The organism is Paraburkholderia phymatum STM815 (genome assembly GCF_000020045.1).
GTDB classification, from domain to species: domain Bacteria; phylum Pseudomonadota; class Gammaproteobacteria; order Burkholderiales; family Burkholderiaceae; genus Paraburkholderia; species Paraburkholderia phymatum.
Genome location: NC_010622.1, coordinates 1,740,236 through 1,762,959 on the forward strand (window position 1 = coordinate 1,740,236; position 22,724 = coordinate 1,762,959).

A 22,724-nucleotide genomic window follows, 5' to 3' on the forward strand; every position below is an offset into this window, starting at 1 on the left:
TGCGCGTGCGTGGGTCAGACACGCGAGACGTCGAATTGCGCCTTGCTGCCCTTGCCGTACACCTTGAGCGCGCCCTTCTCGCCCACCGCATTCGGCCGGTTGAAAATCCAGTTCTGCCAGGCCGTCAGCCGCCCGAAGATACGCGTCTCCATCGTCTCGCGGCCATTGAAACGCAAATTCGCTTCCATGCCCGTCAGCGCATCCGGCGACATCGCCGCGCGTTCCTCGAGGGCGATGCGAATCTCATCGGCCCAATCGATATCGTCCAGCGACGCCGTCACGAGGCCGAGCCGCTCCGCTTCCGCCGCTTTCACTGGCTGGCCGGTTTTCGCGCGCGCGGCGTCGAGTGGCTCCGTCTCTTCGTAGAAGCGCCGCGCAAGCCGCGACTGATGCGTGACCATCGGATAGAGACCGAAATTGACCTCCGACAGCGTGATCGCGGGCTCTTCATCTTCGTTCGCGGGCAGCGCGGCCATGTAAGTGCGGTCGGCGGCAAACGCGAACTCGGCGAGCGTACCCGCGAAACACGAGCCCGGCTCGATCAGGGCAAACAGCGAACGCGACGAGACGTCGATGCGCGCGAGCGTGCGGCGCAGCAGACCGATCGTTTCGCGCACGAACCAGTGGTCCTTGTGCTGCAGCAGCGTGGCGTCGGCGGCGAGCACGCCACGCGCGTCGCCTTGCGTCTTTAGAATCCACGTGCCGACATCGAGTTCGTTGGTGCGCATCGACAGGATCGCGTCGTCGAGTTCGCGCGCAAATTGCAGCGGCCACCAGCTCGCGCCCATCGCGACGACGGCATCGATATCCAAAGGTTGCGCCGTCGACGGCGCTTTGGCCGTGAACGTGGCCGTGCGCTTCGCGCGGTCGATCGTCACGTCGAGCGTCGCATACGTGATGCCGTCTTCGCGATCCATGCGTTCAATGCGCGTCAGCGTCACGCCTCGTGCATTCGCCGGTCGGTCGCTTAGCGCAGCGAGTTCCAGCGCGCGCGCAGCGATCGCCTGTTCGAACCCGTTCGGCTTTACGACTTCATCGACAAGACGCCATTCTTTCGCACGCGTGCCGCGAATGCCTTCGACCACCGTGCAGAATATGTCGGCGCGATCGTGCCGCACCTTGCGCTTGTCCGTGACGCGCGTGAGGCCGCCCGTGCCAGGCAGCACACCGAGTAGCGGCACTTCCGGCAGCGCCACCGACGACGAGCGGTCGTCGACCAGATAGATTTCGTCGCAGGCGAGCGCCAGTTCATATCCGCCGCCTGCACATGAACCATTTACGGCTGCAAGAAACTTCAGGCCCGAGTGAAGCGACGAGTCCTCGATGCCGTTGCGAGTCTCGTTCGTGAATTTGCAGAAGTTGACCTTCCATGCATGCGACGACAGACCCAGCATGAAGATGTTTGCACCCGAGCAGAACACACGATCCTTCAGACTCGTGACGACGACCGTGCGCACTTCGGGATGCTCGAAGCGGATGCGCTGAAGTGCATCGTGAAGTTCGATGTCGACGCCGAGGTCGTATGAATTGAGCTTCAGCTTGTAGCCGTCACGGATGCCGCCGTCTTCGGCGATATCGATGCCGAGCGTCGCAACGGCGCCGTCGAACGAGAGCTTCCAGTGCTTGTAGTGCGCGGGATCCGTGCGGTAGTCGACGCGCGCGGCGGCGGCGTGTGCCGGGGACATGACTGCGGACATGAGGCGTCTCCTGGAACGATGCAGTTTGTTTTAGCGAACAATAATGCATCCATCCACCCATGTAAAGCACTTTACTTCATGTTGCGGGGTTATCCCCTATCGTAGGAAGTGTGCTGCCCGTCCCGCCGCATGCATTACGTTTCGTCGCCAAGTTCGGCGGCTAACCGTGCGGCAAGTCGATCGCGCAACTGGAGATAGGCGTCGGCGAGGGTGCGCTCGCTCGTGTCGAAAATCATGTCAGCGCGGTTGTAGAGTTCGCCGCGTCCCGCGAGGATGCGCTTCAGATCTTCCATCGCCTCCTTGTTGCCCGACATCGGCCGCAAATCGCCCTGCGCGACTACGCGGCGCATGTGCTCTTCCGGACTGGCCTGGAGCCACACGGTGAAACAGTGCGCGAGCAATGCGTTGAACGTAGCGGGTTCGGACACCAGCCCGCCCGGCGACGCGATGACCGCCCGCTCGTGCTCGCCGATCACCGCCTCCAGCGCGCGCTGCTCGTAACGTCGATAGGCGCTCGCGCCATACAGCGAATGAATTTCCGACGGCGGACAGCCCGCCATCTGCTGGATCACTTTCGTGATCTCGATGAACGGCACCTTGCGCTCCTGTGCGAGCATGCGTCCAAGCGTCGACTTGCCCGCGCCGCGCAAGCCGATCAGCGCGATCCGGTCCTTGCGATGCGGGTCGCGCGGCGCCTGCGCGAACATCTCGGACAACGCAACCCGCGCACGCTGCAGCGCGGCCTGATCGCGGCCGTGCAACAGTTCGCGAATCAGCAGCCACTCGGCCGACGACGTGGTTTCGTCTCCGATCACTTCGGCGAGCGGACAGTTCAGCGTCGCCGCGATCTGGCGCAGCACCAGCACCGAGGCATTGCCCACGCCCGATTCAAGATTCGCGAGGTGTCGCTCCGACAGGCCCGTCTCCGACGCCAGCGTCTTGCGCGTCATGCCGCGTCGCGCCCGCAGCAAGCGCACACGCTCGCCCATCGCGGTGAGAAAGGGATCGCGTTCTTCGCGCTCGGCTTTCGGCGCTTCTTCGTTGGCGCGCTGAGCCAAAGACGCATCCGCGGAGTAAGTTTGGTTCATATCAGACAACCTCATTGCCTATGTATGTGTACTATAGTGCTTGACATGCTCAACGTGAACGGTTAATTTTCGCCGCATATCGACGCAATAACAACGCCGCCAGCCCTCGGATGGATGGCATAGGCAAAATCGGAGACGTTCGGCAGCGGCGCACATGAACTAAGGTGCGTGCCGGCCGGCAATATCTATCTTGCAGGAAGCCAAGGCAACGGAACGCTGTCGCGCCGACGCGCCGGGCCGACAGGAGGCAAGCATGTCCCCTCAAGACTTTCAGCGTCTGATTGCCGGCGTAACGGCACAACTGGACGGCCACCCGCTCGATGGATCGCTCGGCGCCTGGCTGAATGCGACCTGGCCGGCCGGCAGCGCGATGTATGACGCACTGGCCGACGCATGCCGTACGGGTGTCGCCGAAGGCTGGCTGTGCAATCGCGAGCATGGCGGGCTCCGCTTCGGTCGCATCATTAAGCCCTCCCCCGACACGCATGGTTTTTCCGTTGACGTCGTCGACATGCAGGACATGGCCGGTCCGTATCATCTGCACCCGCACGGAGAAATTGACCTGATCATGCCGCTCTCGGACGGCGCGACCTTCGACGGGCATCCCGCCGGCTGGTGCGTCTACGGTCCCGGCAGCGCGCATCGGCCGACGGTTGCGCAGGGTCGGGCGCTCGTGCTGTATCTGCTGCCGCAAGGTGCAATCGAATTCACACGGGACGCGACCACTGTGTGACGTCACGGCGCGTATCGCTCTCATCCTGCATTTCCGTTCCACGCAGACCGCCACTTCGCCGGAGGACACATGCAAGCCTTGCCGGAATCGCCGCCACGCGAGCCTGCACCGACAGTCGAGCCGCCGCCCGCGCAGTTCAACTTCGCGTCCCATCTGTTTCGGCTGAACGACGTGCGGGCAGACAAGCCCGCCTACATCGACGATGCAGGCGTCACGTCGTATGCGCAACTCGAGCACCGCTCGCGCCGCTTCGCTTCCGCTTTGCGCTCGCTGGGTGTGCATGCCGAAGAACGGATCCTGCTCGTGATGCTCGACACGGCGGAATTGCCCGTCGCGTTTCTCGGCGCGCTGTATGCGGGTGTCGTGCCCGTCGTGGCGAACACGCTGCTGACGGCGACCGACTATCGGTACATGCTCACGCACAGCCACGCACGCGCGGTGATCGCTTCGGGTCCACTGGTGCCGACGGTCGAGCAAGCGTTGAGCGAAGCGGAACAAGACGGCTGCCTGCTGATCGTGTCGCAGCCGGTGCACTTCGATCCGCCGCCGATGCATGTGCTGAGCCGGCTGATCGACGGTGCCGAGCCTCTGCTGAAACCGAATGCAAGTAGCGGCGACGATATTGCATTCTGGTTGTATTCATCGGGTTCCACGGGCAAGCCGAAAGGCACCGTCCATACGCACGCGAACCTGTACTGGACTGCAGAGCTTTACGCGAAGCCGATACTCGGCATCAATGAGCGCGACGTCGTGTTCTCCGCAGCCAAGCTGTTCTTTGCCTATGGGCTCGGCAACGCGCTGACATTCCCATTGACGGTCGGCGCAACGACGGTATTGATGGCCGAACGTCCGACACCGGACGCGGTTTTCAGGCGGCTCGTCGAGCATCGGCCGACGATCTTCTACGGCGTACCGACGCTGTACGCGAGCATGCTGGTGTCGCCGAACCTGCCGCCGCGCGAGCAGGTGGCGATGCGCATCTGTGCGTCGGCGGGCGAAGCATTGCCACGAGAAATCGGCGAACGGTTCACCGCGCATTTCGGATGTGAGATTCTCGACGGCATCGGTTCGACCGAAATGCTGCATATCTTCCTGTCGAACCGCGCAGGCGAAGTCGAGTACGGAACGACGGGCCGTCCGGTGCCTGGATATGAAGTGGAGTTGCGCGATGAAGCGGGTCGCACGGTGCCGGACGGCGAGGTCGGCGATCTGTTCATCAAGGGACCCAGCGCCGCCCTGATGTACTGGAGCAACCGCGAGAAATCGCGAGCGACCTTTCTGGGCGAATGGATTCGTAGTGGCGACAAGTATTGCCGCCTGCCGAACGGCTGCTATCAATACGCAGGGCGCAGCGACGACATGTTGAAGGTAAGCGGCCAGTATGTGTCGCCCGTCGAAGTGGAAATGGCGCTCGTGCAACATACTGCCGTGCTGGAGGCCGCGGTTGTCGGCGTCGATCATGGCGGTCTCGTGAAAACGCGTGCGTTCGTCGTGCTGAAGCAAACTGCCGATGCATGCGACACACTCGCCGATGACCTGAAGTCGTTCGTCAAGGGCAAGCTCGCGCCGCACAAGTATCCTCGCGATATCGTCTTCGTCGACGATCTGCCGAAGACGGCAACGGGTAAGATTCAACGCTTCAAATTGCGAGAACAGCTCACTAGCTGAAGAACGGAATGGCCGAACCTGTGACCACCTTGCGCGATGCGTCCCAGAGCGCATCGATTGCATTGCCGGCGAACGACCAACGCGGCGCGTTGACGATCGAATATCGCTGGCTCAATCCCCGCTTCGCCGACGCGCCGCTTGCGGTTTTTCTGCACGAAGGGCTCGGTTCCGTCGCGATGTGGAAGGATTGGCCGCAGACCTTGTGCGACCGGCTCGGCATGCGCGGTCTCGTGTATTCGCGCCCGGGCTACGGACGTTCGACGCCCCGTCCGCATGACGCGAAGCTCGCCGTCGATTTCATGTCGGTGCAGGCGCGCGACGTTCTCCCCGCGCTGCTCGATGCACTCGAAGTGAACGCAGCAGAACGAAAACGCATGTGGTTGATCGGTCACAGCGACGGCGGATCGATTACGCTGCTTTATGCTGCCGCTTTTCCCAATTCACTGGCCGGTGCGGTGGCCATTGCGCCGCATGTTTTCGTCGAGGACATTTCCGTCGCAAGCATCGCCGAAGCGAAGACGGCCTATGAAGAGTCCGATCTGCGCGCCAAGCTTGCGCGTCATCACGACGATGTTGATTCGGCCTTCTATGGCTGGAACGATGTCTGGCTGAGTGACGCGTTCCGGTCGTGGAACATCGTCGATGAACTCGACTGCATTCGTTGCCCGTTACTCGCCGTGCAAGGGTACGACGATCACTACGGCTCGATGGCCCAGATCGACACAATCGCGCAACGCGCTTCACAAACCGAGCTGGCAAAGCTCGATCGTTGCGGTCATTCGCCTCATCGGGATGCCCCGGACGCGCTCAATGATGCAATCGTCGCGTTTATCGGGAAGCACAACGCTTCTGCCGGGATCTAGACCGGGCGTCGCAAGTTCTCCACAGAATCCGTGGCCAACCCTGTGGACAATCTGCCGATAACGCAGCCAAGTCATTGAAGCGTCACAGGGAATAGGCACTGCATCGCACGCAGTGCGCTTCATGTACTCGGCTTTTCAAGTGCATGCACCGGTCGAGCATTGTGCTGCGCATCGCCTGGTCATGCTTTTCTCAGCTCACGCTTCACATTAGCTACACACACGCTGGCTATCCTTTCGCGTCTCTCAAGCATGACGCCGGAGGATGACGATGCACGCTGTGCACGAAACTGCATGTAGGCCGCGACGCAACCGTTTGCGTTTGACATTCGCCGTCATCGCAGCGTCGGTGGCTGTGGCCGCGTGCGGAGACGACGCATCTAGCGGGGCCGGCTCGCAAGAACGTGCGCAGAATCAGGCGCGACAGGCGCAGCACCCCACCCTTGCGACGACGTTCAATGCCGGCGCTGCGCAATCGTCGGCCACGGCCGACGCCACACTTCTGCCTCCGCAATCTTCCGCAGTTCAGCTGCGCGCCGTCTCGCCCACCGACGCCAGCGCAACGGATTCCGTCGTTCTCGCACCACCCGTGATTCACACCGTCGATTGAGTTCGTCCCGCCAGCCTCCATGCCCCCGCGTGGAAGTTCACCTTACCGTTTCTTTCCTCACGATCGAAGCCAACATGACCTCAACAAACCGCCGTGATTTCTTGCGCACAGCCGCCCAGGCAGCCGGCTCTGCTACCGCATTGACGATGCTTCCCGTGGGCATCCGCAACGCGCTCGCGATTCCCGCGAACAACAGGACGGGCAGCGTCCGCGACATCGAACATATTGTCGTGCTGATGCAGGAAAACCGTTCGTTCGACCATTACTTCGGCACACTGAGGGGCGTGCGCGGGTTCGGCGATACGCGAGCGATCAACCTGCCGAGCGGCAAGTCGGTGTGGCATCAGCCCGGACTGGGCGGCATCGGCGAAGTGTTGCCATTCCGTCCGACAGCGCCGGACCTCGGCCTGCAATTCCTGGAGGATCTGCCGCACGACTGGCCGACGACGCACGGCGCATGGAACGGCGGTCGCTACGATCAGTGGGTGCCGAAAAAAGGCACGACGACAATGGCGTACCTCACACGCGACGACATTCCTTTCCACTACCAGCTCGCCGACTCGTTCACAATCTGCGACGCATACCACTGCTCGCTGATGGGCGCGACCGATCCGAACCGCTACTACATGTGGACGGGCTGGGTCGGCAACGACGGCTCGGGCGGCGGCCCGGTCGTCGACAACTCCGAAGCGGGTTACGGCTGGTCGACGTATCCGGAAGTGCTGGAAGCCGCGGGCATTTCATGGAAGATCTATCAGGACATCGGCACCGGTCTCGATGCAAACGGATCGTGGGGCTGGACCAGCAATCCCTACATCGGCAATTACGGCGACAACGCGCTGCTGTACTTCAACCAGTATCGCAATGCGCAGCCGGGCAACCCGCTGTACGACAAAGCGCGCACGGGCACGAACGTGTCGGCGGGCGACACGTACTTCGACATTCTGCGCAAGGACGTGCAGAGCAACCAGTTGCCGCAGGTGTCGTGGATCGTCGCGCCAGAAGCGTACTCCGAGCATCCGAACTGGCCCGCGAATTACGGAGCGTGGTATATCGATCAGGTGTTGCAGATTCTGACGTCGAACCCCGAGGTGTGGAGCAAGACCGCGCTCCTCATCAACTACGACGAGAACGACGGCTTCTTCGATCACATGTCGCCGCCGTTTGCGCCGTCGTCGAATGCGAACGGGCTGTCTACCGTCGACACGACCAATGAAATCTATCCGGGCGGCAATAACGGTCAATATGGCGCCGGCCCGTATGGGCTCGGGCCGCGTGTGCCGATGCTCGTCGTGTCCCCTTGGTCGAAGGGCGGCTGGGTATGCTCCGAGGTGTTCGATCACACGTCGGTGATCCGCCTTATCGAGGCGCGTTTCGGGCACGGCCACAAGCTGTCGGAGCCGAACATCACGCCGTGGCGCCGTACCGTGTGCGGCGACCTGACGTCCGCGTTCAACTTCAAGAATCCGAACGATGCGTTCCCGACACTCCCCTCCACCGCGTCGTACAAGCCGCAGGATCAGCAACGCCATCCCGACTACAAGCCCGTGCCGCCGCTGGTCGGTTCCGTGCCGAAACAGGAATCGGGAGTGCGTCCGGCGCGCGCGCTGCCGTACGAGTTGTTTGTGCGCATCGACGACAACAGCAGTGGCAAAGTGTCCATGCGCTTCGTCAACACGGGTGACGCCGGCGCGAACTTCCTTGTGTTCGAAGCGCTCAGCGCCGATGCGCCACGCACGTACACGGTCGAAGCGGGCAAGCGTCTCGTCGATCAACTGCCTGTCAAGGCGGACGGTTCCTACGACTTCACGGTGCATGGACCGAACGGGTTCCTGCGTCGTTTTGCCGGCAAGCAGACTTCCGGGTACTTCTGGAACAGCCGCGACCGCGCGAGTCCAGAAGTTGCGGAAGGCTACGACGTGGCAAACGGCAATCTGCAACTGCGCCTGAAGAATGACGGCAACACGCGCTGTCAGTTCAAGATCGTCAATGCCTACGACTCGGGCACGCCGCTCATCCGTTCGGTGCGCGGCGGCGATAGCGATACCGTCTATCTCGATCTGCGCAAGGTTTATGGCTGGTACGACCTGACCATCACCGTCGATACCGATCCGTCGTTCACGCGCCGTATTGCAGGTCACGTCGAGACGGGCAAGCCGAGCATGAGCGATCCGGCGCTGGGCGCGTAACGCCGCCTTGTTGGAACGATGAGCAAAAGCCCGTATCGTCGTCGACGGTACGGGCTTTTCCTACGCGTCACTCCGGAAGCAGCGACATGCTTATCCGCGCTGCGGAATGTCCAACCCTCTGACGACAGCAGGACGCGCCAGAAACGCGTCGAGGGTTCGCTTCACATGCGGATAGTTGTCGAAGCCGACGAGATCGCCCGCCTCATAAAAGCCCACCAGATTGCGCACCCACGGAAACGTCGCGATGTCCGCGATCGTGTAGTCGTCGCCCATGATCCATTTGCGGGTGGCGAGCCGCTCGTTCAGCACGTTGAGCAGGCGCTTCGATTCGTTAATGTAGCGGTCGCGCGGACGCTTGTCCTCGTAGTCCTTGCCGGCGAACTTGTGAAAGAAGCCAACCTGGCCGAACATCGGACCGATGCCGCCCATCTGAAACATCACCCATTGAATCGTCTCGTAGCGAGCAGACGCGCGCTGCGGCATCAGTTGCCCCGTCTTGTCGGCGAGATAGATCAGGATCGCGCCTGATTCGAAGAGCGGCAGCGGCTCGCCATCTGGCCCATTCGGATCGATGATCGCGGGAATTTTGTTGTTTGGGTTGAGCGACACAAATTCCGGCGAGAGCTGATCGTTCGAATCGAAGCGGACCAGATGCGGCTCGTACGCGAGACCCGTTTCTTCCAGCATGATCGACACCTTGACGCCGTTCGGGGTCGGCAGCGAATAGAGTTGAATGCGCTCGGGGTGTGCGGCGGGCCACTTTCTCGCGATCGGGAAAACGGATGGGTCAGGCATGAAAGATCCTTGTCAGTAGATGTCGGTCAACAGGGGCCAATATAGACGGGTTGAGCGGACTTTGCTCGCGGCCGAACGGCCGGTGCGACTAAGTGAACGGCCGTCAGTGCCGGTGCCGATGCCGGTGGTGGATATCGGGAAAGTGCGCGTGCGTGTGCGTGATGGGCGCATGCCGATGCGGGTGAACATGTGGCTCTACTCCGTCCCACTCGAAATCGTGTGCGTGTTGATGATGTTCATCATGTCGGTGCCGATGATTGTGTTCGAGCGGCTCGTGCGTGTGCTCGTGCACGTGACGCTCACGCAGATGCAGCCAGACGCCGAGCGCCATCAGCACCGTCGCGATCCAGAACGACAGCGGCGGTTGTTCGGGCCACAGCGCAAACGAGATCGCGACGCCAAATAATGGGGCCACGGAAAAATACGCACCCGTGCGCGCACTTCCCAGATGACGCAGCGCGACGACGAACAGCACGAGGCTCACGCCGTAACCAGCCAGACCCGCGAACATCGACGCGCCGATCAGCACGGGCTCCGGAACAGGTGCTTGCAGCCACAGCGCGATGCCCGTATTCACGACGCCGGCCACCAGCCCTTTGACGCAGGCGATGAACATCGCGTCGTTGTTCGACACCTTGCGCGTCAGATTGTTGTCGATGGCCCAGCACAGACACGCGCCGGCGACCAGCAGCGCGCCGATACCCGCACCGCCCTCGCCGGGCTGCCACGACAGCAGTGCGCCGCCGGCGACGATCGCCATCATGCCGAGGAAGACCTGCGTATCGACGTTCTCACGAAACACGAACCAGGCGATCAGCGCCGTGAACACGCCTTCGAGATTCAGCAGCAACGAGGTGGTCGCGGCCGGCGTCGTGCTGAGCCCGAACATCAGCAGCGCAGGCCCCGCGATACCGCCTGCGATGATTGCGCCTATCAGCCACGGCAGTTCGTCGAGCGGCATGGCGAGTGCCGCCTGCTCGCTCGCCTCCGGCTTTTGCCGCCAACGTCGAACGAGCATCGCCATGGCAAGCCCGCACCCGCTGCCGAGGTAGAACAGGCCCGCCACCAGGAACGGCGACAGTGCCCCGAGCAGCGCCTTGGCGAACGGCGTCGTCGCGCCGAAGAGCGCCGCTGCGAGAATGGCCGTGAAGGCCGCGCTATGACGTGTATTCATGCTGAGCTTTTTTTGTCGACTCGTCTCAACCCGCGCTGACCCGCTCGCCCGCCACGGTCTCATCGGACTCGCCCGCGGCACGCGCGAGCACGGGTTCGAGCGCGCGCCCCGTATGGCTCGCCGCGACGCGCACCAAGCCTTCCGGATGAGTCGACGCAACGATCGTCCCACCGCCTACACCACCCTCCGGTCCGAGATCGATGATCCAGTCCGCTTCCGCGATCACATCGAGGTCGTGTTCAATCACGACGACGCTATGCCCAGCATTCGCGAGCCGATGCAGCACGCGAATCAGCTTCGCGACGTCGGCCATATGCAGGCCGACGGTCGGTTCGTCGAGTACATACAGCGTGTGCGGCGCCTTTTGACCGCGCCGTGTGATGTCGTCGCGCACCTTGCTCAGTTCAGTCACCAGCTTGATGCGCTGCGCCTCGCCGCCCGACAGCGTCGGCGACGGCTGACCGAGGGTCAGATAGCCGAGCCCCACATCCTTCATCAGTTGCAACGGATGCGCGATATTCGACATCGACGCGAAGAAGTCGACGGCTTCGTCGATTTCCATGGTTAGCACGTCGCCGATGTTCTTGCCGCGCCACGTCACGGCAAGCGTTTCTGGATTGAAGCGCTGACCGTGACAGACATCGCACGGCACCTTTACATCAGGCAGGAAACTCATGCCGATCGTGCGCACGCCTTGCCCTTCACATGCGGGACAGCGTCCGTCGCCCGTGTTGAACGAGAAGCGCGATGCCGTGTAGCCGCGCGCTCGCGCTTCGAGCGTGTCGGCGAAGAGACGTCTGATGGTGTCCCATACACCGATATACGTGGCCGGACACGAGCGCGGCGTCTTGCCGATCGGCGTCTGGTCGACCTCGAGCACACGGTCGATCGACTCGAAGCCGCTGATCGATTCGCAGCCTTGCCATGCATACGCGACGTTCAGCGACGGCCGTGGCGCACTGCGTGCGAGCACGCTCGAGCGACGGTTCGCGGCAGGGGCGTCGTCGGCTTGCGCGGCCTTGCGTGCACGGCGCGCAGCAGGCGACGACAACACGGACCGGCCGACGGCATCGAGCAGATTCGTCATCAGCACGTCGCGCGCGAGCGTCGATTTACCGGATCCGCTCACACCCGTCACGGCGACGAGACGTCCGAGGGGAATGCCGACCGTCACGTCGCGCAAGTTGTGCAGCGTCGCGCCGTGCACGGTCAGCCAGTTTTCAGGGACGGCCGGCGCACGCTTCGTTGCAAGAGAAACGGGACGCCGCTCCTGCAACGGGTGCAGGATCGGCTTCGCGAGGAATTGTCCCGTCAGAGAATCGGACCGCGCAGACAGATCGCCGACACGCCCTTGCGCGACCAGCGTACCGCCGCGCTTGCCAGCCCCCGGACCGATGTCGATGATGTGATCCGCGCGGCGGATCGTGTCTTCATCGTGCTCGACAACGACCAGTGTGTTGCCCTTGTCGCCGAGTTTGCGCAGCGCATTCAGAAGAATCTGGTTATCGCGCGGATGCAGACCGATGGTCGGCTCGTCGAGCACATAACACACGCCCTGCAGGTTGCTGCCAAGCTGCGCGGCGAGGCGAATGCGTTGCGCTTCACCGCCAGACAGGCTCGGCGCAGCACGATCGAGGCTCAGATAACCGAGGCCGACTTCTTCGAGGAACTGCAAACGGCTGCCGATTTCGCTGATCACGTCGCGCGCAATTTCCGCGTCGCGACCAACGAGTTCGAGCCCGTCGATCCAGCGCCGCGTGTCCGACACCGTCCATTGCGCGACGTCCACGATCGAGGTTTCGTCGAACGTCACGGCGCGAGCGGACGGATTCAGGCGCGTGCCGTGGCAATCCGGACATGGCTCTTCGCCCACACCTTCCGGCTCCTGTTCATCCGACGGCAAGGTCTGCTCGCGGCCGCGATTGTCCTCGACGAGCACGGTGTCGTCGTACGCAGCCCGCTGTTCGCGCGTCAGCGCGAGACCCGTACCGACACAGGTCGTGCACCAGCCGTGTTTGCTGTTGTACGAGAACATGCGCGGGTCGAGCTCCGCGTAACTGACGCCGCACACAGGGCACGCGCGCTTCACCGACAACACCTTCACTTCGCCGACATGGGCGGTGGGACCATTACGCGTCATTGCGTGTTCGAGGCCGTCGAGCGGCGCGAGCAGATGCATCACGCCCTTACCCGCTTCGAGCGTTTCGTCGAGCAGTCGACGCAGTTCGGCTTCCATGTCCGCCGATACTACGATGTCGCCGACTGGCAACTCGATCGTATGCTCACGGAAGCGATCGAGCTTCGGCCATGGATCGACGGGGACGAATTCGCCGTCGACGCGCAGATGTGTATTGCCACGCGCCTTCGCCCATTTCGCGAGGTCGGTATAGACGCCCTTGCGATTCACGACCAGCGGCGCGAGCAAGCCGATGTGCTGGCCTTTGTGGTCGCGCATGAGCTGCGCGAGGATCGACTCGACGCTCTGCGATGTCACGGGCGCGCCGTCATGAATGCAGTGTTGGACGCCGAGCTTCACATAGAGGAGACGCAGGAAGTGCCACACCTCCGATGTCGTCGCCACCGTACTCTTGCGTCCGCCGCGCGACAAGCGCTGTTCGATCGCGACGGTAGGCGGGATGCCATACACGGCATCGACTTCGGGACGGCCCGCGGGTTGCACGATCGAGCGTGCATAGGCATTCAGCGACTCGAGGTACCGGCGTTGTCCTTCATGGAACAGGATGTCGAACGCGAGCGTCGACTTGCCTGAACCCGAAACGCCCGTGATGACGTTGAACTTGCCGTGCGGAATGTCGACGTCCAGCGCTTTCAGGTTGTGCTCGCGCGCGTTCACGATGCGCACGACGTCCTCGCCTTCCACGGCACGCCTTGCGCGTGCAGCGTTCAGCGCCGTCTGAAGCGGCATGCCGTGTGCAGCAGCTTCTGCCTTCTCGGCGGCTTCAGTTGGCTCGATGGCCTGACCCATCGCGCCGTCGTATATCACGAGTGCCTCACCCGTGTGGGAATCGCGGCACTGCTTGACCTCATCTGGCGTACCCGCGCATACCACCAGACCGCCTGCGTCGCCGCCTTCGGGACCGAGATCGATCAGCCAGTCGGCCGCGCGGATCACGTCGAGATTGTGCTCGATCACGATCAACGAATGACCGCCCGCGAGCAGCTTGCCAAAAGCCTGCATCAGCTTGGCAATATCGTCGAAGTGAAGACCCGTGGTCGGCTCGTCGAACATGAACAGACGCGCTGGCGTCTGCTTCGCGCCACCGCGTGCCGTGCGCGCCTGCGCAGTTTCCGCAAGAAAACCCGCGAGTTTGAGACGCTGCGCTTCGCCGCCCGACAGTGTCGGCACCGGTTGGCCCAGCTTCACGTATTCGAGACCGACATCGACGATAGGCTGCAGCACGCGCAGCACTTCGCCGTCGCCCGCGAACACGCCGACCGCCTCATGCACGGTCAGTTCGAGGACATCTGCAATGCTCAGCACGCGCTCATCGCGCTCGATCTTCACCTCGAGTACTTCGGGCCGGTAGCGGCTGCCGTCGCAATCCGGGCAACGCAGATAGACGTCGCTCAGGAACTGCATTTCGATATGTTCGAAGCCCGAGCCGCCGCACGTCGGGCACCGTCCGTCGCCCGAGTTGAAGCTGAACACGCCCGCGCCATAGCCACGTTGCAACGCGAGCGGCGCCTTCGCGAACAGTTTGCGAATCTCGTCGAAAGCCCCGACGTAGCTTGCCGGGTTCGAGCGAGTGGTCTTGCCGATCGGGGACTGGTCGACGAAGATGGCGTCGCTGATCAGCTCGACGCCCGACAGACTGCGGTGCGCGCCCGGCGCTTCCGTCGCCTTGCCGAGCTGCCGCGACAGCGCGGGATACAGCACGTCCTGGATCAGCGTCGACTTGCCGGAACCCGACACCCCCGTCACGCAGACGAGCCGTTGCAACGGAATCTCCACCGTCACGTCGCGCAGGTTGTGCTGGCGTGCGCCTTCGAGCGTGATGCGCGGTGTGCTGGCGTCCACGCGCCGACGCGCCCAGTGCGCCGCGTCGGCGACATGCTTGCGCCCGCCCAGATATTCGCCCGTCAGCGTCCCCGCCGAACGGATTGCCCCGGGTGTGCCGTCGTAAATGATTGTGCCACCGCGTTCGCCCGGACCGGGCCCCATGTCGATCAGGCGATCGGCGGCGAGCATCACGGACGGATCGTGTTCGACCACGACGAGCGTATTGCCCGCGTCACGCAGACGCTGCATCGCCTCGACGATCCGGTTCAGATCACGCGGATGCAGACCGATGCTCGGTTCATCGAGCACGAACAGCGTCTTGGTCAGCGACGTGCCAAGCGCCGTCGTCAGGTTGATACGCTGGACCTCGCCGCCTGACAGCGTGCGGCTCTGACGGTCGAGCGTCAGGTAACCGAGGCCCACGTCACACAGATACTTGAGGCGTGTGCGTACTTCGGCGAGCAGCAGCTTCAGCGCGTCGTCCAGCAGCGCGCTGGGCAGTGCGATCTCGTCGAAGAAGCGCCGGATGCGCTCGATGGGCAGCAGCATCAGATCGTGCACCGTCAGGCCCGGCAATGCTTCGAGCTGCGTACGGTTCCAGTCCACCCCGCGCGGCATGAAGCGCCGCGCCGGTTCGAGCACGGCGTCCGCGTTCTTTCTCGAGCCCAGACGCCACAGCAGCGATTCTGTTTTCAGCCGCGCACCGCCGCATGTTTCACAGGGCGTGTAGCTGCGGTACTTCGACAGCAGCACACGGATGTGCATCTTGTATGCTTTCGACTCAAGATAGCCGAAGAAACGCTTCACGCCGTACCACTGTTTCTGCCACTCACCGTCCCAGTCCGGCGAGCCGTTGATGACCCAGTCGCGCTCCTCTTCCGTGAGTTCTGACCAGCGCGTGTCACGGCGGATGTTGGCCTTCGCCGCATAGCGCATCAGGTCGTCCTGGCATTCCTTCCATGCAGGCGTTTGCATGGGCTTGATCGCGCCGCCGCGAAGCGTCTTGCGCTCATCGGGAATCACGAGACCGAGATCGACGCCGATCACGCGCCCGAAGCCCCGGCACGTGTCACACGCGCCGTAGGCCGAATTGAAGGAGAACAACGCAGGCTGCGGATCGGCATAGCGCAAGTCGCTGTCGGGATTGTGCAGCCCCGTGGAGAAACGCCAGATCTGCGGCTCGGCCTCTTCGCCATCTTGCGCCTGCGCCAGCACGTAGACGTTGACGCGGCCGCCGCCGCGCTTGAGCGACGCTTCGATTGCCTCGACGACGCGCGACTTTTCGACCTGATGCAGCCGAAACCGGTCGGCGACGACATCGAGCACCTTGCGCATGCCTGTCGGCGACGCGATTTCGCGCTGCGCCTGGACGCGCGTATAGCCACTCGCGGAGAGCCATTGCTCGACTTCCGCTTCGCTCGTCGTGTCTGGCAGTTCGACCGGGAACGTCAAAACGATACGCGGGTCGTCGGTGGCCGTGCGGGCATCCAGTTCCGCGTAAATGGTTTCGGGCGTGTCGTGCCGGACGGCCTGCGCATTCTTGCGGTCGAACAGTTCGGCAGCACGCGCGTAGAGGAGCTTCAGATGGTCGTTCAGCTCCGTCATCGTGCCGACGGTAGAACGCGAACTGCGCACAGGGTTGGTCTGGTCGATGGCGATGGCGGGGGGCACGCCGTCGACGCGGTCGACCTGCGGCCGGTCCATCCGGTCTAGAAACTGCCGCGCGTACGCGCTGAAAGTTTCGACGTAGCGCCGCTGCCCCTCTGCATACAACGTGTCGAACACGAGGCTCGATTTACCCGAGCCCGACGGCCCTGTAACCACCGTCATTTCGCCCGTGCGAAGGTCGAGGTCGACGTTTTTCAGGTTGTGCTGGCGTGCGCCACGAATTCGGATCGTTCCGTTAGATGACAATTTGCCTGTCCGTCTGAATGAGTTGGCCGGGGCATGAGGGCGGCCGGAAAGCGGCCACGCCTGCCGATGCGGCGAGGTTCGCACGGCGCGCGGAGCCTGCTTCGACGAAGGTCGGAGCGCCGGATAGGTGAATACTATACTGTATGTTTATACAGTTTTGCACGCCGACTGCCCGCTAATCTAGCGGCACAGGGGGTAAGGCAGATGAACAGTGTACGACGTCAGCGGCCCAGCGTTGGTTCAGAGGGAATGCATCAATGCTGGCGTGTGCTTGGTGCTGGCGCTGAAAAAGAAAAACCCGGTGGAGAACCGGGTTCGAATGGCCGTCCCCACAGCCCTCGGACGAAGGCTGAGCGGCCGCTTACCTCACGCCATCTGTCGTCTTGCGGCGGTCGAACGCGCATCGACGATAGTCTTCGTCTGGTTCTCCCCCGGCGGACCACGAAGCGACGAACAATTCCTCGCAGCACTTCTCGCATCGTCCGAATGCCGAAACAATGTATGAGCGCAGCCTTAACAGAAACTTAAAGCTTGCCGATCGTGTAAATCGAATGCGGTGCCTCGCGCAGAAAATCCGCACATAGACCGCGTCGTCGATGGCAGTTTGACCGGCTCTACCTATCATTCTTGAAAACGCCGAGGTGGCGGCATCGGGTTGCGGATCCGAAAAGAAGGCTCCGCACGCGGTGCAGGCTCCCGAGCGCCGCGACTTGCGGCGCCCGTCCCGGTGACGGCTTGCCACCGGCCGGCATCGCGGCGACGGAAGTGGAGGTGCGCAATGAAGTTCATTGTTCAGTGGAACGGGCAGCCGACGGCACAGCAATCAGCTGTCGAGCGCTTCATGAAAACGGGCGGCGCATTGCCGCCCGACGGCGTCAAGTTGCTTGGACGGTGGCATTCGATCGGCGAGTTGAGCGGATTCGCGATCGTCGAGTCCGATAACACGGCGCCGATGGCCGCATGGGTGCTGCAATGGGGCGACCTGTTCACGTTCAGGGTAGCGCCTGCTTTGTCGGATGAAGAACTTGGGGCGGCGCTTGGCGCTTATCAGGCTGGGAAGTGAAGGAATGGCGCGATGGGCCGGCGGCGGGCTCTGCTTTTCGAGCGCACGCATATTAATCAGGATGACGACGCAGTTGCCGCAGTTGCCGCACGATGCGGAAACCGCCCGCGCAGTTAAAAAGGACTTACGGCTTTCACCGTAAGTCCTTTTTTGTCCATCTGGTCGGGGCGAGAGGATTTGAACCTCCGACCACCTGCACCCCATGCAGGTACGCTACCAGGCTGCGCTACGCCCCGAAAGCATGAAATTATAACAGACACTTCACGCGAATAGAACTGCAACAATCAATCTCGATACAACAAATCGTTCAATGACCGAGCAGGTCGATCACTTGCAACAACTCCTTGCGCAGTTGATCGACGTCGACCGTCGCGGCGGTCGGCTGCACGACCGTACCTTCGGCCGCATCACCTTCGCCTTCCACACCCTGCCCGGCGCCATGCGAATCGAGCCGGTTGCGCGCGCCGTTGATCGTGAAACCCTGCTCGTACAGCAATTCGCGAATCCGCCGGATCAGTAGCACCTCATGATGCTGATAGTAGCGGCGATTGCCACGTCGCTTGACCGGACGCAACTGCGTGAACTCCTGCTCCCAGTACCGCAACACATGCGGCTTGACACCGCATAGCTCGCTGACTTCACCGATCGTGAAGTAGCGCTTCGCGGGAATCGGAGGCAAGACGACTTTTTCGATCGTCGCTGTCATCGTCAGTTAGCGGTCGGTTGACCGTCGTAGTAGTTGCGCGGGCGCGCGAATCGATCAGCGCGCGAAGCTCTCTTCAGCGCCGTTCTCGACCAGCGCCTTCAGCTTTTGACTTGCGTGAAACGTCACGACGCGGCGAGCAGCGATGGGAATCGCCTCGCCCGTTTTCGGATTTCTGCCAGGACGCTGCGGCTTGTCGCGCAACTGGAAGTTGCCGAAGCCGGACAGCTTGACGCTGTCGCCGCTCTCCAGCGCGTCGCGAATCACTTCGAAGAACGCTTCGACCATGTCCTTCGCTTCCCGCTTGTTGAGCCCGACATTGTCGAACAGCAGCTCGGCAAGCTCCGCCTTGGTGAGCGTCGGTGCTTCCGCCGACGCGCTGGAGGTCGAGGTAGGAATATCGCGGATCATGGCGCTACGTTGCGCCGAAAGAAGGGCTTCGAAATCACTCGAGTTCATTTCATTCATATCTGTCAAATGGCGCGTCAACCAGAACGGAACTTGCGGAACAGCCGTTGAAGGTTATCCTCGCAACCGGGCGCCATACACTCGAGCAAGACGATCCACCACAGTCTGAATGGCCAGATCCACCGTTTCATCCTGAAGGGTTCCACCAGTATCTTGCAAGGTTACACGGAACGCAAGGCTTTTCTCGTGCGCCGCCAGCCCGCCGGAAGTATTTGATTTTGCACGAAATTCATCGAAAAGCGCAACCCTTTGAATGGTCTTGCACGCCTCTTCCGACAGCGCCTTTTGCATCTCGTCGAAGAGCGCCTGAACCTCGATTTTCTGGTCGACGACGATCGCGATATCGCGCCGCACGGGCGGGAATTTCGACACTTCCGTCGGCGTGGGCAACGCACGCTGCATCAGCGCTTCCGCTTCGACCTCGAACAGAATGGGCGCATGCGGCAGGTCGTACTTCTGCATCCAGCGCGGATGCAGCTCCCCGATCCAGCCGATCGCGCGGCCATCGAGTTCGATGCGCGCGCTACGTCCCGGATGCAGCGCCGGATGCTCAGCCTTCACGAAACGCGCGTCGGAAGGCGCAAACAGCGCTTCGAGATCGCCCTTCACGTCGAAGAAATCGACGGCACGCGTCGCCGCGCCCCATTGCTCTTCGATCACGGGACCATACGCCAGCGCGCCAATCATCTTGGGCTGCGCCAAGCCTTCGACAGCGAGTTCGCCCGCCTTGACCGACGGGTCGTGCAGGAACACTCGTCCTGCTTCGAACACCCGAATACGATCCGCGCGGCGGTTCAGGTTATGGCGCAGCACGTTGATCAGGCTGCCGAACAGCGTGGTCCGCATCACCGAGAGCTGGCTCGCGATCGGGTTCAACAGGCGCACGGGCCTGTCGTTACCTGCGAAGTCCTGCTCCCACTCGGCGTCGACGAAACTGAAGTTCACCGTTTCCGCATAGTCGCGCGCGGCGAGTGCGTGGCGCAGCATGTGAATCGAACGTTGCGTTTCGTTCGTGCGGCGCATTTCGCTGCGAGCAATCGGCGGACGCGCAGGAATTCTCTCAAAGCCGTAAATGCGCGCGACTTCTTCGATCAGATCTTCTTCAATCTCGATATCGAAGCGATACGGTGGCGGCGTCACCAGGAAGTCATCGCCGGCGCGTTCAAATGGCAAGCCGAGGCGCGCGAAGATCTGCGCGATCTCGTCCCCGCCGATTGCCACGCCGATGATCCGGTTCGCGCGCGCGACACGCATCTTCACCGGCTCGCGCTTCGGCACGTTGACGACCTGATCGTCGACGGGACCTGCTTCGCCTCCGCAGATGTCGAGGATCAGCTGCGTGATGCGCTCAATGTGCTCGACGGTCGTCGAATAGTCGACGCCGCGTTCGAAGCGATGACCCGCGTCCGTCGAGAAGTTATAGCGGCGCGAGCGGCCACGAATACTATCGGGCCACCAGAATGCCGCTTCAAGATAGATGTTGGTCGTATCGAGCGTCACGGCCGTGCTGTCGCCGCCCATGATGCCCGCCAGGCTTTCGATATGCCGATCGTCGGCGATCACGCCGACTGTCTCGTCGACTTCAACCGTGTTGCCGTTCAGCAGCTTCAGCGATTCCCCGCGCTTGCCCCAGCGCACGTCCATGCTGCCGTGGATCTTGTCAAGGTCGAACACGTGCGACGGACGGCCGAGTTCGAGCATCACGTAGTTCGAGATGTCGACCAGCGCCGAAATGCTTCGTTGACCGGAACGTTCCAGACGTTCGATCATCCACGCCGGGGATTTCGCGCGCGCGTTGACGCCGCGAATCACGCGGCCCGAGAAACGTCCGCACAAGTCCGGTGCCGAGATCTTCACGGGCAGCGTTTCGTTGAGCTTGACTTCGACGGGTTTGATTTCGAGCGGGCGCAGCGGCGCGCCCGTGATCGCGGCCGTCTCACGCGCGACGCCAAACACCGACAGGCAATCAGCTTTGTTGGGCGTCAGCTTGATTTCGAAGATGGTGTCGTCGAGGTTCAACGTTTCTCGGATGTCCTGGCCGATCGGCGTATCTTCCGGCAGGATCAGCAGGCCGCTATGATCTTCCGACAGCTTCAGTTCGCGCGCGGAGCACAGCATGCCTTCGCTTTGCACGCCGCGCAGCTTCGAGAGCTTGATCGCGAACGGCGCACCGCCTTCTTCGGCGGGCGGCAACTGCGCGCCCACCAGCGCGACGGGCACCTTGATGCCGGGCGCCACATTTGGCGCGCCGCACACGATATTCAGGGTCGCGCCCGTGCCGGCGTCGACCTGACACACGTTGAGCTTGTCCGCGTCCGGGTGCTTGACGACTTCGAGCACGCGGCCCACGACGATCTTCGACGTCGGCGGCGCAGCGGGGCGCAGGTCTTCTACTTCGAGACCGGCCATCGTCAGTGCGTGCGACAGTTCAGCTGTCGTCAGTTGCGGATCGACAAAGGTTCTGAGCCAGGATTCCGGGAATTGCATGGTTCTGTACGTTCTAAACAGGTTGTGTCCGCGTCCGGCCGATACGTCGGCACCAAGCCGGAGGCGCTGTTTGCGGCGCGACAGTCAGGTTGCCGACTGCCGGGCTCCGCGCATGCTTAAAGCCTGCTCGCTCAAGCGAACTGGCGCAGGAAACGCAGGTCGTTTTCAAAGAACAGACGCAGGTCCTGAACGCCATAGCGCAGCATCGTCAGACGCTCGAGGCCGCTGCCGAATGCAAAGCCGATGTAGCGCTCTGGGTCGAGGCCCATGTTGCGGATCACCGTGGGGTGCACCTGGCCCGAGCCCGAGATTTCGAGCCATTTACCGGCGTTCTTGCCGTGCTCGAACATCATGTCGATCTCGGCTGACGGTTCCGTGAACGGGAAATACGACGGACGGAAGCGCACAAGAATGTCGTCGCGCTCAAAGAATTTCTTGAGGAAGTCGGTGTAGACGCCCTTCAGGTCGGCGAAGCTGATGTTCTCGTCGATCCACAGGCCTTCGACCTGATTGAACATCGGCGAGTGCGTCGCATCGCTGTCCACGCGGTACGTGCGGCCCGGCACGATCACCTTTATGGGCGGCGTGTTGGTGCGCGCGTAGCGGACCTGCATTGGACTGGTGTGCGTGCGCAGCAGCAGCGGACGGCCTTCGGCGTCCTTGCCGTCGACGTAGAACGTGTCCTGCATCGAACGCGCCGGATGGTTTTCCGGGCTGTTCAGCGACGTGAAGTTGTACCAGTCGGTTTCAATCTCGGGACCGTCGGCCACGTCGAAGCCGATCGTGCGGAAAATCTGTTCGACGCGCTCCCACGTGTGCATGACCGGGTGCAGACTGCCCGTGCCCGCGCCGCGGCCGGGAAGCGTGACGTCGATGGCCTCGGCGGCGAGGCGCTGGTTCAGCAGCGCCTCGGCGAGCGCCTGGCGGCGCGCCGTCAATGCGGCTTCGACTTGCTGCTTGGCGATGTTGATCCGCGCACCTTCCGTCTTGCGCGCGTCGGGATCGAGCTTCCCCAGCCCCTTCAACAGTTCCGTCAGTACGCCCGACTTGCCGAGAAAGCGTGCTTTCTCGTTTTCGAGCGTGGTGACGTCAGAGGCTTGTTCAAAGGCGCTTTGTGCGTCGGCGACAATCTGGTCCAGATCCATTGATCCCATCTTTTCAACGTCAGTATTCAATCGAAGTAAAACTGGCTCGACCAACAAAAAAGGGGCTCGGTGAGGAGCCCCGTTTTTGTTGCAGCGTCACCGAGACAAC

General features: G+C 62.4%; 14 protein-coding genes and 1 tRNA gene. 5 read left to right on the forward strand and 10 right to left on the reverse strand.

Annotated features, from left to right (window positions below):
* Nucleotides 1-14: 14 nt before the first annotated feature.
* Together boxC and BPHY_RS07855 are read right to left on the reverse strand one after the other, a co-directional pair.
* Nucleotides 15-1,685, reverse strand: coding sequence for a 2,3-epoxybenzoyl-CoA dihydrolase (gene boxC / locus BPHY_RS07850; RefSeq protein WP_176061907.1), 1,671 nt, complete (start codon nt 1,683-1,685; stop codon nt 15-17).
* A 146-nt stretch (nt 1,686-1,831) separates the two neighbouring features.
* Nucleotides 1,832-2,785: a helix-turn-helix transcriptional regulator gene (locus BPHY_RS07855; protein ID WP_012400935.1), complete on the reverse strand. Its 954-nt coding sequence runs from the start codon at nt 2,783-2,785 to the stop codon at nt 1,832-1,834.
* A gap of 253 nt (nt 2,786-3,038) precedes the next feature.
* Between BPHY_RS07855 and BPHY_RS07860 the strand changes: the two genes are divergently transcribed.
* The 4 genes from BPHY_RS07860 (at nt 3,039) to BPHY_RS07880 (ending at nt 8,845) form a co-directional block, all read left to right on the forward strand.
* Nucleotides 3,039-3,518, forward strand: a complete 480-nt coding sequence (locus BPHY_RS07860) for a DUF4863 family protein (protein WP_012400936.1) — start codon at nt 3,039-3,041, stop codon at nt 3,516-3,518.
* Nucleotides 3,519-3,587: 69 nt separating this feature from the next.
* Nucleotides 3,588-5,186: a benzoate-CoA ligase family protein gene (locus BPHY_RS07865; RefSeq protein WP_012400937.1), complete on the forward strand. Its 1,599-nt coding sequence runs from the start codon at nt 3,588-3,590 to the stop codon at nt 5,184-5,186.
* A gap of 8 nt (nt 5,187-5,194) precedes the next feature.
* Entirely contained in the window at nt 5,195-6,049 is an 855-nt protein-coding gene (locus BPHY_RS07870) for an alpha/beta fold hydrolase (protein WP_012400938.1), read from the forward strand.
* Nucleotides 6,050-6,730: 681 nt separating this feature from the next.
* On the forward strand, nt 6,731-8,845 hold the full coding sequence (locus BPHY_RS07880) for a phosphocholine-specific phospholipase C (protein ID WP_012400940.1): 2,115 nt from the start codon (nt 6,731-6,733) through the stop codon (nt 8,843-8,845).
* Nucleotides 8,846-8,935: 90 nt separating this feature from the next.
* Here BPHY_RS07880 and BPHY_RS07885 read toward each other — a convergent pair whose 3' ends face one another.
* From BPHY_RS07885 to uvrA, 3 genes are all read right to left on the reverse strand, one after another.
* The gene (locus tag BPHY_RS07885) at nt 8,936-9,640 is read right to left on the reverse strand and encodes a glutathione binding-like protein (RefSeq protein ID WP_012400941.1); all 705 of its coding nucleotides are present in this window, start codon (nt 9,638-9,640) and stop codon (nt 8,936-8,938) included.
* A gap of 103 nt (nt 9,641-9,743) precedes the next feature.
* Complete coding sequence (locus BPHY_RS07890) at nt 9,744-10,814, reverse strand: DMT family transporter (protein ID WP_012400942.1); 1,071 nt, start codon at nt 10,812-10,814, stop codon at nt 9,744-9,746.
* Nucleotides 10,815-10,839: 25 nt separating this feature from the next.
* Nucleotides 10,840-16,749: an excinuclease ABC subunit UvrA gene (gene uvrA, locus BPHY_RS07895; RefSeq protein WP_041763440.1), complete on the reverse strand. Its 5,910-nt coding sequence runs from the start codon at nt 16,747-16,749 to the stop codon at nt 10,840-10,842.
* Between the two features lie 778 nt (nt 16,750-17,527).
* Between uvrA and BPHY_RS07900 the strand changes: the two genes are divergently transcribed.
* Complete coding sequence (locus tag BPHY_RS07900; RefSeq protein WP_012400944.1) at nt 17,528-17,812, forward strand: DUF3303 domain-containing protein; 285 nt, start codon at nt 17,528-17,530, stop codon at nt 17,810-17,812.
* A gap of 159 nt (nt 17,813-17,971) precedes the next feature.
* Here BPHY_RS07900 and BPHY_RS07905 read toward each other — a convergent pair.
* The 5 genes from BPHY_RS07905 to pheS form a co-directional block, all read right to left on the reverse strand.
* Nucleotides 17,972-18,048 (reverse strand) — tRNA-Pro (locus tag BPHY_RS07905).
* A gap of 71 nt (nt 18,049-18,119) precedes the next feature.
* Nucleotides 18,120-18,518 (reverse strand): MerR family transcriptional regulator, encoded by a 399-nt coding sequence (locus BPHY_RS07910; RefSeq protein ID WP_012400945.1) that lies wholly within the window; start codon nt 18,516-18,518, stop codon nt 18,120-18,122.
* Nucleotides 18,519-18,572: 54 nt separating this feature from the next.
* Nucleotides 18,573-18,983, reverse strand: coding sequence for an integration host factor subunit alpha (locus tag BPHY_RS07915; RefSeq protein ID WP_028368821.1), 411 nt, complete (start codon nt 18,981-18,983; stop codon nt 18,573-18,575).
* A gap of 54 nt (nt 18,984-19,037) precedes the next feature.
* Nucleotides 19,038-21,470 (reverse strand): phenylalanine--tRNA ligase subunit beta, encoded by a 2,433-nt coding sequence (pheT, locus tag BPHY_RS07920; protein WP_012400947.1) that lies wholly within the window; start codon nt 21,468-21,470, stop codon nt 19,038-19,040.
* 131 nt (nt 21,471-21,601) lie between these two features.
* Entirely contained in the window at nt 21,602-22,615 is a 1,014-nt protein-coding gene (gene pheS, locus BPHY_RS07925; protein WP_041763443.1) for a phenylalanine--tRNA ligase subunit alpha, read from the reverse strand.
* Nucleotides 22,616-22,724: the final 109 nt, after the last annotated feature.

Bases quoted from the DNA above. Each gene is read 5' to 3' on its own strand.
- BPHY_RS07855 (WP_012400935.1), bottom strand. From the start codon at position 2,785: ATGAACCAAACTTACTCCGCGGATGCGTCTTTGGCTCAGCGCGCCAAC.
- BPHY_RS07870 (WP_012400938.1), top strand. From the start codon at position 5,195: ATGGCCGAACCTGTGACCACCTTGCGCGATGCGTCCCAGAGCGCATCG.
- pheS (WP_041763443.1), bottom strand. From the start codon at position 22,615: ATGGATCTGGACCAGATTGTCGCCGACGCACAAAGCGCCTTTGAACAA.
- BPHY_RS07865 (WP_012400937.1), top strand. From the start codon at position 3,588: ATGCAAGCCTTGCCGGAATCGCCGCCACGCGAGCCTGCACCGACAGTC.
- BPHY_RS07880 (WP_012400940.1), top strand. From the start codon at position 6,731: ATGACCTCAACAAACCGCCGTGATTTCTTGCGCACAGCCGCCCAGGCA.
- BPHY_RS07860 (WP_012400936.1), top strand. From the start codon at position 3,039: ATGTCCCCTCAAGACTTTCAGCGTCTGATTGCCGGCGTAACGGCACAA.
- boxC (WP_176061907.1), bottom strand. From the start codon at position 1,685: ATGTCCCCGGCACACGCCGCCGCCGCGCGCGTCGACTACCGCACGGAT.
- pheT (WP_012400947.1), bottom strand. From the start codon at position 21,470: ATGCAATTCCCGGAATCCTGGCTCAGAACCTTTGTCGATCCGCAACTG.
- BPHY_RS07900 (WP_012400944.1), top strand. From the start codon at position 17,528: ATGAAGTTCATTGTTCAGTGGAACGGGCAGCCGACGGCACAGCAATCA.
- BPHY_RS07910 (WP_012400945.1), bottom strand. From the start codon at position 18,518: ATGACAGCGACGATCGAAAAAGTCGTCTTGCCTCCGATTCCCGCGAAG.
- BPHY_RS07890 (WP_012400942.1), bottom strand. From the start codon at position 10,814: ATGAATACACGTCATAGCGCGGCCTTCACGGCCATTCTCGCAGCGGCG.
- BPHY_RS07915 (WP_028368821.1), bottom strand. From the start codon at position 18,983: ATGAATGAAATGAACTCGAGTGATTTCGAAGCCCTTCTTTCGGCGCAA.
- BPHY_RS07885 (WP_012400941.1), bottom strand. From the start codon at position 9,640: ATGCCTGACCCATCCGTTTTCCCGATCGCGAGAAAGTGGCCCGCCGCA.